Source organism: Marinitoga piezophila KA3, assembly GCF_000255135.1.
Lineage (GTDB): Bacteria > Thermotogota > Thermotogae > Petrotogales > Petrotogaceae > Marinitoga > Marinitoga piezophila.
The window spans coordinates 733317-746519 of record NC_016751.1 but is presented as its reverse complement, the minus strand read 5'-3'; the positions used below and the strand labels follow the sequence as shown (position 1 = coordinate 746519).

The window sequence follows — 13203 nt, the reverse complement described above, 5'->3', positions numbered from 1 at the left end:
CGAAATTAACGAAACTGTAAGTTGACAAAAGAGGAAGAAGGTGGTAATATATATACTCGGACGCGGGTGAGAGCGTCTGGAAGAAAAAGAGAGAAGGAAGAGAAGCTCCTTGACAAGTGAACAGAGACACCCAGCGGAAGTAGATTCAAAGAGTTAAGATCGAACTCGAAATCTTGGATGGAGGGTTTGATCCTGGCTCAGGGCGAACGCTGGCGGCGTGCTTAACACATGCAAGTCGAACGAGGAGGCAGCCTTCGGGCTGTAGTACTAGTGGCGAACGGGTGAGTAACGCGTAGGAAGGTGTCCTCCAGACCGGGACAACCACTGGAAACGGTGGCTAATACCGGATGAGCCCGAGAGGGGAAAGCGAGCTAAGGCTTGGCTGGAGGAGCTGCCTGCGACCCATCAGGTAGTTGGTAGGGTAAAGGCCTACCAAGCCGACGACGGGTAGCCGGCGTGAGAGCGTGGCCGGCCACAGGGGCACTGAGACACGGGTCCCACTCCTACGGGAGGCAGCAGTGGGGAATATTGGACAATGGGGGGAACCCTGATCCAGCGACGCCGCGTGGAGGAAGAAGTCCTTCGGGACGTAAACTCCTGAACTTACCGAACAATAAGGATGGTAGGGAATGGCCATCTGATGAGGGTAGGTAAGGAAAAGCCCCGGCTAACTACGTGCCAGCAGCCGCGGTAATACGTAGGGGGCGAGCGTTGCCCGGAATCACTGGGCGTAAAGGGGGTGTAGGCGGTCTAATAAGTCAGATGTAAAAGGCCCTGGCTCAACCAGGGAAATGCGTCTGAAACTGTTAGACTTGAGGTTGCTAGAGGGAGACGGAATTACCTGTGTAGCGGTGAAATGCGTAGATACAGGTAAGAAGGCCGGTGGTGAAGACGGTCTCCTGGGGCAAACCTGACGCTGAGGCCCGAAAGCTAGGGGAGCAAACCGGATTAGATACCCGGGTAGTCCTAGCCGTAAACGATGCCCACTAGGTGTGAGCGGTAGTACCGTTCGTGCTGAAGCTAAGGCGATAAGTGGGCCGCCTGGGGAGTACGTCCGCAAGGATGAAACTCAAAGGAATTGACGGGGACCCGCACAAGCGGTGGAGCGTGTGGTTTAATTCGAAGCTAAGCGAAGGACCTTACCAGGGCTTGACATATAGGTGGTACTCTGCAGAGATGCAGGGGACCCGGTACTTCGGTACCGGGAGCCTATACAGGTGGTGCACGGCCGTCGTCAGCTCGTGCCGTGAGGTGTTGGGTTAAGTCCCGCAACGAGCGCAACCCTTGCCGTTAGTTGCCAGCACTTAGGGTGGGAACGCTAACGGGACAGCCGCCGACGAGGCGGAGGAAGGAGGGGATGACGTCAGGTAATCGTGCCCCTTATGTCCTGGGCGACACACGCGCTACAATGGTAGGGACAGAGGGCAGCGAGGCCGAGAGGTGGAGCGAATCCCAGAAACCCTACCCCAGTTCAGATTGCAGTCTGAAACCCGACTGCATGAAGCCGGAATCGCTAGTAATCGCAGGTCAGCCACACTGCGGTGAATACGTTCCCGGGTCTTGTACACACCGCCCGTCAAGCCACCCGAGTTGGAAACGCCCGAAGATGGTGAGGCTAACCGAAAGGAGGCCAGCTATCGAGGGTGGAGTCAGCGAGGGGGGCTAAGTCGTAACAAGGTAGGTGTACCGGAAGGTGCGCCTGGATCACCTCCTTTCTAAGGAGAAAAAAGGAATGGGTGTCTCTGTTCAGTAGTGAAGGAGTAGGGGTAGTAGCTCAACTGGGAGAGCGTCTGCCTTGCACGCAGAAGGTTAGGGGTTCAAGTCCCCTCTACTCCACCAGCTCATTGACAAGTGCATAGTGAAAGATAAGGTCAAGGTAAAAAGGGCTTACGGCGGATGCCTAGGCGACGGGAGGCGAAGAAGGACGTGGCAAGCTGCGAAAAGCCACGGGGAGCTGCAAGCGAGCGTAGATCCGTGGATGTCCGAATGGGGGAACCCAAAAGATCCCGAAAGGGAGGCGAACCCGGGGAAGGGAAACATCTTAGTACCCGGAGGAAAAGAAATCAAGAGAGATTCCCTGAGTAGTGGCGAGCGAAAGGGGAGGAGCCCAAACCATACTGGTGTAAAAGGGTGCTGCCGTTGCCAGTATGGGGTAGCGGGACATAATCGGAGCCGACAGCACGAGGCTCGGTCACGAAGCATGTATAGCCGAAATACCTGGGAAGGTATGCCGGAGAGGGTGAAAGCCCCGTAGGCGAAATACATGTGAGTGGCTGGATTATGATCCCAAGTAGCGTGGGACACGAGGAATCCTGCGTGAATCAGGGTGGACCACCATCCAAGGCTAAATACTACCCGTCGACCGATAGCGTAGAAGTACCGTGAGGGAAAGGTGAAAAGGACCCCGGGAGGGGAGTGAAAGAGAACCTGAAACCGTAAGCCTACAAGAAGTGGGAGCTCATAGGAGTGACCGCGTGCCTTTTGATTAATGTGCCCACGAATTGCATGTACTGGCGAGGTTAAGCCGGGAGAGGCGAAGCCGAAGTGAAAGCGAGCCTGAAGAGGGCGGATAGTCAGTATATGCAGACCCGAAGCCAGGTGAGCTATCCATGGGCAGGGTGAAGTTGCGGTGAAACGCAATGGAGGCCCGAACCGGTATGCAGTGAAACGCATTCGGATGACCTGTGGATAGGGGTGAAAAGCCAACCGAACCTGGTGATAGCTGGATCTCCCCGAAACGTGTGTAGGCACGGCCTCGTACAAGACTAACGGGGGTAGAGCACTGATAGGCGTAGGGGGGTAACCTCCGAAACTTGTCAAACTCCGAATACCGTTAGTTGATGTACGGGAGACAGACTGTGGGGGAAAAGCTCCATGGTCGAGAGGGAAACAGCCCAGACCGCCAGCTAAGGTCTCGAAGAGACGGCTAAGTGTGAAAGGTAGTGGACTGCCAGAGACAGCCGGGATGTTGGCTTAGAAGCAGCCATCATTAAAAGAGTGCGTAACAGCTCACCGGTTGAGGCGGACTGCGCCGAAAATGTAAGGAGGCTGAAGCCGTACGCCGAAGCTGCGGAATCTGCGGATTGGTAGGGGAGCATTGTGCAGTAGGGAGAAGGTAATTCGTGAGGATTACTGGACGAAGCACAAGAGCGGATGTGGGCATGAGTAACGAGAGGAGGGTGAGAATCCCTCCCCCCGAAAGCCCAAGGGTACCTGGGGAAGGGTCGTCCGCCCAGGGTAAGCCGGGACCTAAGGTGAATCCGAAAGGAGTAACCGATGGGAAACTGGTAAAGAATCCAGTGCCATGTATATACGAGATAAGAGGGGGGACGCAGAAGGCGAAGCCTCGTGAGCAAGTGGCACGCTCATCCAAGCGCAAAGGACAGAGAAGGTAGTAGGTAAATCCGCTACTGGAGTCTGAAGCGTGAAGGGGAGGACATAAGTCCAACGAGGTGGTAGCCCGGCTGCCAAGAAAAGCCTCGCTTATCGTTGAGTATATACATGCCCGTTCCGAAAACCGACACAGGTGGGTGAGCTGAGAAGGCTAAGGGGAGCAGGCTAACCTCCGCTAAGGAACTCGGCAAAATAGCCCCGTAACTTCGGGAGAAGGGGTGCTCCTTGGTGTGGGCAACTGCACCGGGGAGTCGCAGTGACAAGGCCCAGGCGACTGTTTACCAAAAACACAGGACTCTGCGAACTCGGAAAGAGGAAGTATAGGGTCTGACGCCTGCCCAGTGCCGGAAGGTTAAGGGGAGTTGTGAGAGCAACGAACCGAAGCCCCGGTAAACGGCGGCCGTAACTATAACGGTCCTAAGGTAGCGAAATTCCTTGTCGGGTAAGTTCCGACCTGCATGAATGGCGTAACGATTTGGGCACTGTCTCAGCGGAGGGCCTGGTGAAATTACAGACTGGGTGAAGATGCCCAGTACCCGCAGTTAGACGGAAAGACCCCGTGGAGTTTTACTGTAGCCTGACATTGTAACTTGTCATGTTGTGTACAGGATAGGTGGGAGGCAGAGAAACCTGCTCGCCAGGGTAGGTGGAGCCGCCGGTGGGATACCACCCTCAGCATGATGGGTTACTAACCATTGAGTGTGAAGAGCACTGATGGGACAGTGTTAGGTGGGCAGTTTGACTGGGGCGGTCGCCTCCTAAAGAGTAACGGAGGTGCGCGAAGGTAGGCTCATGTGGGTTGGAAATCCACAGGAGAGTGTAAAGGCAAAAGCCTGCCTGACTGCGAGACTGACAGGTCGAGCAGGGTGGAAACACGGTCTTAGTGACCCGGCGGATCCGAGTGGAAGGGCCGTCGATCAACGGATAAAAGTTACCCCGGGGATAACAGGCTTATCGCGCTCAAGAGTTCATATCGACGGCGCGGATTGGCACCTCGATGTCGACTCATCGCATCCTGGGGCTGAAGTAGGTCCCAAGGGTTGGGCTGTTCGCCCATTAAAGCGGTACGTGAGTTGGGTTCAGAACGTCGTGAGACAGTTCGGTCCCTATCTGCTGCGGGCGTAGGAAACTTGAGGGGGGTCACACCTAGTACGAGAGGACCGGTGTGAGGGTACCACTGGTAAATCAGCTGTTCCGCCAGGAGCAGGAGCTGAGTAGCCACGTACCTGACCGATAACCGCTGAAAGCATCTAAGCGGGAAACGGGCCCCGAGATGAGGTTTCCCACTCCATATGGAGGTAAGGGCAGTTCGAGACTAGGACGTAGATAGGCCGGAGGTGTAAGTACAGTGATGTATTGAGCCGACCGGTACTAATAGCCCGAGGCCTTGACCTTATTGAGTAACTATGCACATGTGAATGAGAGATTGAGGGGTGCAGATACCGGATATGGGAACACGCGGACCCATCCCGAACCCGACCGTTAAGCATATCCGGGCCGATGGTAGTATGGCTTGTCCATGCGAGAGTAGGTAGCGCCCCTCTTTTTATTTTTCCCCCAGTCTCATAGACTGGGGGTTTTTGTTTATGTTATTCAAATATTTTAAATAACGATTCTTCTGGATTTTTTGTATATATTACTAATTCTTTTTTGTTTTCAAAATGATTGAAGTGGTGTGAGTATTTTTTGAGTTTTAATATATCTATATCTAAATATTTTGAGTATTTTATTATAGCTGTATTGTCATATATTTCTATTTCTTTTGCGCCTTTTTTATATGCGTTTATTCTTAATATACTATATTTTATTAGATTGTTAAGTTCTTCAGGTATTTTTCCAAATTTATCTTCTATTTCTTCTTTTATTTTTTCAAAGTTTTCTATTTTTGTTTCATTTGCAATTGTTCTGTAGATTCTCATTCTTTCTATTGGGTTTTCTATATAATTTTCTGGAATTGTAATGGGCATGGTTATCCCTTTTATGTCAAGGTCTATTTTTTCTTTGATATTTTCTTTGTTTATTATTTTCTCTTTTGAATATATTTCTATTATGGCTTTATTTAGAATTTCTTTGTACATGTTTAAACCAATGTTGTTTATATGTCCTTTTTGTTCTATTCCAAGTAAATCTCCAAATCCTCTTATTTCTAAATCCTGTAATGCAAGTTTTAAACCGCTTCCAGGACCTACTATTTTTTTTATTGCTTCTAATCTTTTTTCTGTTTCTGGTTTTAATTTGTTTTTGTAAAGGAAATATGCAAATGCACGTTTTGAGGAACGACCTACCCTTCCTCGTAATTGGTATAATTGGGATATTCCGTACCGCTCCGCATCGTCAACTATTAATGTGTTCGCGTTTGGTATGTCTATTCCATTTTCTATTATTGTTGTTGCAATTAATACGTCTATTTCGCCATTATAATACATTTTTATTATTTTTGAAAGATAACGTTTTTGCATTTGACCATGTGCTGATACTACAGAAACTTCGGGAATTAATTCTGATAATTCTTTTTCTACCTCTTCAATATCATTAACTCTATTATGAATATATAATACCTGACCGCCTCTTGATTTTTCCCTTAATATAGCTGTTCTAATTATTTTTTTTGAGTATTTTGATACAAAGGTTTCTACTGGTAATCGTCCAATTGGCGGTGTGGATATTACAGACATATCTCTTAAACCGGAGATTGAGAAGTATAATGTTCTTGGAATTGGGGTTGCACTCATTGTTAATACGTTTATTCCATGAGATAATTCTTTTATTTTTTCTTTTTGGAATACTCCAAATCGTTGTTCTTCATCTATGACAAGTAATCCAAGTTTTTTGAATTTTATATTTTTGTTTAATAGTGCATGAGTACCTATTATTACATCTAATTTTCCGGAGTTTATTTTTTCTGTTATTATGTTTTTTTCTTTTTGAGTTTTGAATCTGTCGATTAATTCTACTGTTATTCCAATTTCATCAAATCTATATTTTACATTATCATAGTATTGTTGAGCAAGTATTGTTGTTGGAACGAGTATTGCTGCCTGATATCCAGAACTTACAGTTCTTACTACAGCTCTTAATGCAACTTCTGTTTTTCCAAATCCAGCATCTCCAGCAATTAGACGGTCCATTGGTTTTGTTGAAGCTAAATCGTTTAATACTTCTTCAATAGCTTTTTCCTGATCTGCTGTTTCTATGTATGGGAATGTTTTTTTGAATTTTTCTTCTATTTCTTCATCACCCTGTAATGATATACCTGTTGTATGTTCTCTTAAAGCATATAGTTTTATTAGTTCTTGGATTTTTGAACGTATATTTTCTTCTACTTTCTTTTTTCGTCTTTCCCATGATGATGAGCCGATTTTATCAAGTTTTACTATGTCTTTATCTCCAACGTATTTTGAAATTTTATCTATTCTTTCTATTGGAAGATATACTTTTGCATTGTTGGCATATTCAAGCATTATTAGTTCTTTTTTTCCGTATTGAGTTTCTATTTTTTTTAATCCTTTATATATACCTATTCCATAGTTTTCATGAACTATTAAATCTCCAATTTCTAAGTCTTCCCATTCTAATAATGGAATTTCTTTACTTTTCTTTTTTGAGGATATTTTTTTTATTATGAAATTTTGTTTATTTATTTCTATGTTTTTATAATTTATTTTTGAGATAAAATTTTCAAGAGAATCTCCAGAATAATTTTTGTACAATTTTTTTAGATTATCAGAATAAATGAATTCAAGGTTTTCTCTTTCTCGGGTAAATGATGAGGATATACTTTCTTTTTCATTTATTATGAATATTTCACTGTTTTTTATGTCTATATAATCTAATAATGTTTCTTTTTTTTCATAATATATTGCTGGTATTGTATCTATTATTTCTAATGTATTATTTGTGTTTGGATATTTTGAAAGTATTTTTTCTGCATTTTCCTGATATTTCATTAATATTTCTGAACCAGGTATAAATGTGAATGAGTTTAATGATTCTATACTTTTTTGAGTGTTTATATCGAAATAATTTATTCTTACAATTTCATCATCAAATAGTTCTATTCTTATTGGATTTTCATATATTGGAATGTACATGTCCAATACAAAACCTTTTTTGGAATATTCGCCATATTCATATACATTCCATTTTTTTTCATAGCCATAATAGAATGGATTTATGTTGAAGGTTGAATCTATGTTAAATGAAAATATATTTTTTTTCAGTATAGAATAAGGTATGGTGTATCTACTTAAAGAATGTAATGTGGTTAATATGATTATATCTTTATTTTTTAATAGATTATATAATGTTTGAATTCTTCTTGATAGGATTTTTTTAGAGGGTTTTATTGATTCAAATGGAAATACATCATAATCTGGATAGATAGATATATTTTTATCAAATAGGAAATTTTCCAGGTTCCATGTTTCTGGAAATATTATGATTTTTGTCTGTTTTTTTGATTTTTTTATTATGTTTAAGAGTTCGTTGTTGTTTATTTTTATCACCCCATATACAAAAAAATTACGGACTTAAAGTCCGTTTAAATTCTAATATCAAGGGTATGACCACGATATTCATCAACTACTATATGATGCTCTTCATTTGAAGAGTTTCCTTTTTTGTTTTTTTCTCTTTTTTGTGATTCCTGATGGAAGTTGTTTTTGTTCTGGTCTTTTATTTCTTTACTTTGAGCATATTCGTTGGCTGTGTTAACCTGTGATTGAGCTTCTTCATTTTTTCTTACCTGTTCTTCAAGATCTGTACTTTTTGCTGCAACCAATGCACTATTTAGATGTTGTATGTTGTTAGAAACATCTACATTTGCAATATAGGATATACCTAAATTGATTGGCTGTGGCATTTTAATCACCACCTAATTTTTTCTTTAATTTTGCGATTATTGCCGAATGAATTTGTGAGACCCTGGATTCAGATATTTCAAGAATTTTTCCAATTTCTTTAAAGGTTAGTTCTTTTTCATAGTATAATGATAGTATTAGTTGTTCTTTTTCGTTTAGACTTAAAATAGCTTTTTTTAGTTCTTGTTTTAACATATCTTTATACGCAAGAATTTCCGGGTCGTTTTCTTCATTATCTGATTCTACATTTAGTTCATTGTTTCCTATTAAGTATGAATCGAGACTTAAAATCTGACTTCTGTGTAATTCCGCTTTTAATTTTTTTACGTCTTTTACAGAGATTTCAAGTTGTTCTGCCAGTTCTTCATCACTAATATAATCGTCTATATTTTGTTCTGCTAAAATTTCTTCGAGTTTTTTTATTTTATGTCTTAAATCTTTTGGAAGCCAATCTATTTTTCTTAGATAGTCTAACATAGCCCCTCTAATTCTTTTTACTGCAAATGAATAGAAGGTTACTCCTTTATTTGGATTGTATTTGTCAAGTGATTGAAGCAAACCAATAATCCCTTCCTGTATTAAATCATCAAGTTCTACATTTTTGGGAAGGGTTGATAATAGGTTTAATGCTATATATTTTATTTTAGGAAGAAAATTTTTTATTATATCTTCTCTGTTGAGATTTTTCATGATTTATTAATCACTACCTTCACTATGGTGTTGAGTATTATTATGACAGCAGTGCTTATTATTGAGCGTAAAACAGAGGTTATGAAAAAGTTTTTTGAGATAAAAAGGTTTATAAATAGGAATATGAAAAATAAAGAAGTATAAAATATAAGTTCAGTATTTGAAAATTTCAACTTTTTCACCGCCACCTACCTTTTTAACGAGTACTTCTCCAGTTTCAAGGTTAAATTCTATACTTCTTGCTCTGTTTCCGCCTGTGTCTTCTGCAATTATTCTAATGCCATTTTTCTTTAGATGTTCTTTTACAGCTGCAACATTTTTGCTTCCAATGTCCATTGAAGAGCCTTTGAACATTGCAGAACCACCAAATATTTTTGCTGTTAGACTCCCTTTTGCGCCGAGTTTTTTTATATCTTCTAATAATAGTGGGATACCTAAGTCAGCATATTTTCCAGGTTTAGGTGCATTTGGAGAATTTGATTGAGGCAGCATAACATGAATTAATCCACCAACTTTTGTGGTTTTATCCCAAATACAAACCCCCACACATGAACCTAATCCTAAAGTTACAAGAACATCAGGTGTTTTTGAGGCTTTATATTCTCCAATTCCGATTATTTTTTTCATATGATTAACCTCCATAGAAAATCTTTTTTACGAATTCAAACAATTTGTTTCTGTTTTCTTCATTCATTAAGAATACGATTTTTCCTTTAATAATATTTTCCCAATCTTCAACCTGTATTTCTGTTTCTGTAAGTATAACTTCATCTTCAAATGTAATACTCATTACTATTGATTCTGCAATGAGAGCAGCAAATGTGTCAACTGCAACCTGTGGAGGGGTAACCTGAAGATTAAGTTGTAAAAATTGTGATATAGCACTGGTATATGAACCAAACATAATATTTCCCAATTCACCAATCATTGAGGTGGATAATTCGTCGAGATCCGTAATATCAGGAATTTCCATTCCAACACTTTCTTTTATAAGACGTTTTACAGAGTCTTTTTCAATTAAAAATACCAGTGATGAGTTTAATTCACCCTCCATTTTTACATATGAACATGCATAGATCTCGTCTGGATCTTCCATGTTTAAGAATATGTCCGATAATTTTATAACTTCAAGATTAGGGACCGATATATCAACCTTTTTATTTAACATCATTGAGAGTGAACTAACGGCATTTCCCATTCCAATATTTGTAATTTCTCTAAAAGCAGACATAAAAAATTCTAAGTTTTCTTCATTCATTGTTCAGCACCTCCGCTATTTTCCTCTTCTTCTATTTCTTTATTATGAAATACATTTTCTCCTATAATTTGATTTAAATATTGACCAAATAGTCCTGTAGGATCCTGCATAATTTTTATTTCAAAGATAAATTTACTTAGATTAAAGAATTCCTGTCTTATTTTTATTATTGTTCCGTGAAAGGTTATATTGAAATCAGGTATGGATAATTTAACGCTTACGTTTTTTTGAATTTCGTATATGTATTCATTTAAGGTTACTATGCCCAAAAACATTTCATTAAAATCCCATATTACGCCGTTGTATTTGTCTTCTATTAGTATTGGTATTGAAACATAATGTCTTTCCATTGAACGCTTGGTTTTTATTCTAAAATTACTTTTTAGATTTAGAATAATAAGGTTTTCAGTTTCACTAAAATCTCGTATGTCACTTATTTGAAAATCCGCCTGATAGTATGCCCCTTCAAATAATGATTCGAGCATTACTTCATCTCCGAGTTTCATATCTTCAAATTTCGGAGAAATAAGTGTTATTTCCTTTCCCTTGAAGGATTTTATTTTTGCTTTTAGGATGTTGTCTTTATGAAAGATTCTTATACCATTTCCCGGAAAAAAAACAAGGAATATTCTTTTTATAAAGTTTTTTTTATTCATTTTTTTCACCTGTTGTAAAATCCAAATAGTAACAATAATTTTTTTAATAGATTATCATTACTTTTAGAGGGTTCAGTATCACTCATGTTTTCAAGTTTTTCAGCTATTGAGAATAGATCATTTGCAACGTTTGAGGAAGGTTTAAAACTTGAAATTGGTACCTGTGATTTTACACTGTCGTGAACTACATGATCGAAATTTATATAAAATACATTTCTTATGTCAGTATATAAATATTCTTTTATGGTTTTTCTTAGAACCTGTTCTGCTGTATTTGCTTCAGATTTTTTTCTGATCATGTTTATTACCACATCAATTATACCATCTACTTCTAAAAGAGATAAAGCTTTTATAACTGTATATGCGTTTACAATTGCAGTTGGTTCAGGGGTTGTAACTAATAGTATATTGTCTGCAGCTATGTAAAATGGTTTTAAGTTTTCATTATAACCAGCACTTACATCAATTATAACATAATCATGTTCTTTTGCAATTTGAAAAAATTCTTCTATGGCTTTTCTGGTAAAATTTTTCTGGAATGAAAGCCAGTCTTTTATGTCCATACCTGTGCTTAATAGTTTAATGCCATAGGGAGTTTTTATTATACATTCTTCAAGGGTTAATTTTTTGTCAAAGTAGTCTTTTATACTAACAGCTGGAGTAACTCCTAAAAGTATGGATGCATTTGCAAAGCCAGCATCTGTATCAAATATTAAAACTTTTTTGTTTAGTTTGGCAAGATTTACTGCGGTATTAACAGCAACTATTGATTTTCCAACTCCACCTTTTCCACCGGTTACAAGAACTATTTTTGTTTTGTTTTTGGAAAAGGTTTTTCTTAAGTTTTCTGCCTGATCTTTTATTACGCTCATGATATCAACTCCTCGTAGAAGAGGGAGAATATTTTATTTACGTTTGGAATTTCAATATCATTTGGAACTGTTTGACCTGTTGTAATATATATTAAAGGTAATTTTGATGCGTTTAATATAGAGGGTATTTGCCCATATGAAGATGTTTCATCTAATTTTGAAATAATAAGATGAGTTGGATTGCATACAGAGAATTTATTGTATACGTCAATCATATCTTTTAATCGCATGTTAGCAGAGATTACAAGGAATATGTATTGCGGTTTTATTGAGTCTATATACATTTTTAATTCGCCAATTTGCATGTCATCTTTATGGCTTCTTCCAGCAGTATCAATTAATATTAAATTATTGTTTTTAAGGGTTTCTACAGTAGCTTTTAATTCAGTTGGTGTATAACATACAGAAGCAGGGATATCCATTATTTCTGCGTATGTTTTTAGTTGTTCTGTTGCAGCGATTCTATATAGGTCTATAGTGGCAATTGCAACACTTTTATTGCTGTGCAATTTATTTAAAGCAGCAATTTTAGCTAAAGTAGTGGTTTTCCCCACTCCTGTTGGTCCAATGAACATTATTGTGCCAGTGAGATCTGGAATATCTAAATTGAAATTGTTTTTAAATATATTGAAAAGTTGATTTTTAAATTTTTGATTGAATTTCCAGTTGTCTTTGTTTAAATCATTTGGGATGTTATTAATTATGTCTTCTATTAAGTCATCAGATAGATCCTGATGTTTTAAGGTTTCAACCAATTCGGAAATCAAAGGATTTGCACCATTTAAGATAACTCGTTTTGAGAGTTTTTCAATTAATGTTTTTATTTCATCTAATTCATTTTTTGTTGAACCAGAAGAAGTGGTTTTGGAATGAGATATGTGTTGTTTCCTGTTTTGCTGTAATGGATTTTGATTAAGATTGCGTTGATTTAATTGAGGGTTAGGAATGTTTGAATAGGTTATTTTTTTATAGTTTAAAGGTTCAAATGGTTCTTCATGTTCCATTCCTTTTTGTGAATAAAATCTATCGGCATCTTCATCTATAAGTCTTGATACTTCTCTTTGTTCTTCTATTAATTTTAATATTTCATTTTGCGCTGATTTAACAAATTTGTCTTTTCCAGGAGTTAATATTTCATCAATTGAGTCCATTTTTTTCATTTTGTTTATACGCTGTTCTAATCGTTTATTTCTTTCTACCAGTTCATTTATTTCTTTTACTTTTCCTTTTGTATTTCCACCAATTCCTGGTAGATCAGGTTTTTTCATGGTTTTTATTATATTTTGTGGTTCATCTTCATCGTCGAGAACAGCGGTTACTTCTAAATATTTTTTTCCTCCTATTCCCAGAAATCCGCCTTTACTAATTCTTTTTGTGTCAAGTATATAAGCATTATCGCCAAGTTCCTGGCGTATTTTTTCCATAGCTTCTGTAATTGTTGATACTACATATTTTTTTACTTTCATTTAACCACC

Annotated in this window: 8 protein-coding genes, 1 tRNA gene and 3 rRNA genes; 4 read left to right on the top strand and 8 right to left on the bottom strand. The window is 38.9% G+C overall.

Annotated features, from left to right (window positions below):
• Nucleotides 1–174 precede the first annotated feature (174 nt).
• The 4 genes from MARPI_RS03620 to rrf all read left to right on the top strand — a co-directional run bounded on the left by MARPI_RS03620 (nucleotide 175) and on the right by rrf (nucleotide 4936).
• Nucleotides 175–1715, top strand: a 16S ribosomal RNA gene (locus tag MARPI_RS03620).
• Between the two features lie 48 nt (nucleotides 1716–1763).
• Nucleotides 1764–1839, top strand: a tRNA-Ala gene (locus tag MARPI_RS03615).
• Between the two features lie 30 nt (nucleotides 1840–1869).
• Nucleotides 1870–4788 (top strand): 23S ribosomal RNA (locus MARPI_RS03610).
• Between the two features lie 34 nt (nucleotides 4789–4822).
• Nucleotides 4823–4936 (top strand): 5S ribosomal RNA (gene rrf, locus MARPI_RS03605).
• The 16S, 23S and 5S rRNA genes sit together here with 1 tRNA gene alongside, the layout of an rRNA operon.
• Nucleotides 4937–4982: 46 nt before the next feature.
• Here rrf and mfd read toward each other — a convergent pair.
• From mfd to flhF, 8 genes are all read right to left on the bottom strand, one after another.
• Nucleotides 4983–7898 (bottom strand): transcription-repair coupling factor, encoded by a 2916-nt coding sequence (mfd, locus tag MARPI_RS03600; RefSeq protein ID WP_014296237.1) that lies wholly within the window; start codon nucleotides 7896–7898, stop codon nucleotides 4983–4985.
• A 35-nt stretch (nucleotides 7899–7933) separates the two neighbouring features.
• Nucleotides 7934–8254 carry a hypothetical protein gene (locus tag MARPI_RS03595; RefSeq protein WP_014296236.1) on the bottom strand — a complete coding sequence of 107 codons (321 nt, stop codon included), beginning with the start codon at nucleotides 8252–8254 and terminating at the stop codon, nucleotides 7934–7936.
• A 1-nt stretch (nucleotide 8255) separates the two neighbouring features.
• Nucleotides 8256–8942 (bottom strand): FliA/WhiG family RNA polymerase sigma factor, encoded by a 687-nt coding sequence (locus MARPI_RS03590; protein ID WP_014296235.1) that lies wholly within the window; start codon nucleotides 8940–8942, stop codon nucleotides 8256–8258.
• A 153-nt stretch (nucleotides 8943–9095) separates the two neighbouring features.
• Nucleotides 9096–9569: a chemoreceptor glutamine deamidase/glutamate methylesterase CheD gene (cheD, locus tag MARPI_RS03585; RefSeq protein WP_014296234.1), complete on the bottom strand. Its 474-nt coding sequence runs from the start codon at nucleotides 9567–9569 to the stop codon at nucleotides 9096–9098.
• 4 nt (nucleotides 9570–9573) lie between these two features.
• Nucleotides 9574–10200 (bottom strand): chemotaxis protein CheC, encoded by a 627-nt coding sequence (locus tag MARPI_RS03580; protein ID WP_014296233.1) that lies wholly within the window; start codon nucleotides 10198–10200, stop codon nucleotides 9574–9576.
• Nucleotides 10197–10856 carry a hypothetical protein gene (locus tag MARPI_RS03575; protein WP_014296232.1) on the bottom strand — a complete coding sequence of 220 codons (660 nt, stop codon included), beginning with the start codon at nucleotides 10854–10856 and terminating at the stop codon, nucleotides 10197–10199. Before MARPI_RS03575 ends, MARPI_RS03580 begins: the two co-directional genes overlap by 4 nt.
• Before the next feature lie 5 nt (nucleotides 10857–10861).
• On the bottom strand, nucleotides 10862–11728 hold the full coding sequence (locus tag MARPI_RS03570; RefSeq protein ID WP_014296231.1) for a MinD/ParA family ATP-binding protein: 867 nt from the start codon (nucleotides 11726–11728) through the stop codon (nucleotides 10862–10864).
• Nucleotides 11725–13194 carry a flagellar biosynthesis GTPase FlhF gene (flhF, locus tag MARPI_RS10660; RefSeq protein ID WP_014296230.1) on the bottom strand — a complete coding sequence of 490 codons (1470 nt, stop codon included), beginning with the start codon at nucleotides 13192–13194 and terminating at the stop codon, nucleotides 11725–11727. Before flhF ends, MARPI_RS03570 begins: the two co-directional genes overlap by 4 nt.
• Nucleotides 13195–13203: the final 9 nt, after the last annotated feature.

Coding starts and splice junctions, on each gene's coding strand:
- MARPI_RS03595 (WP_014296236.1), bottom strand. CDS start 8,254: ATGCCACAGCCAATCAATTTAGGTATATCCTATATTGCAAATGTAGAT.
- MARPI_RS03590 (WP_014296235.1), bottom strand. CDS start 8,942: ATGAAAAATCTCAACAGAGAAGATATAATAAAAAATTTTCTTCCTAAA.
- cheD (WP_014296234.1), bottom strand. CDS start 9,569: ATGAAAAAAATAATCGGAATTGGAGAATATAAAGCCTCAAAAACACCT.
- MARPI_RS03580 (WP_014296233.1), bottom strand. CDS start 10,200: ATGAATGAAGAAAACTTAGAATTTTTTATGTCTGCTTTTAGAGAAATT.
- MARPI_RS03575 (WP_014296232.1), bottom strand. CDS start 10,856: ATGAATAAAAAAAACTTTATAAAAAGAATATTCCTTGTTTTTTTTCCG.
- MARPI_RS03570 (WP_014296231.1), bottom strand. CDS start 11,728: ATGAGCGTAATAAAAGATCAGGCAGAAAACTTAAGAAAAACCTTTTCC.
- flhF (WP_014296230.1), bottom strand. CDS start 13,194: ATGAAAGTAAAAAAATATGTAGTATCAACAATTACAGAAGCTATGGAA.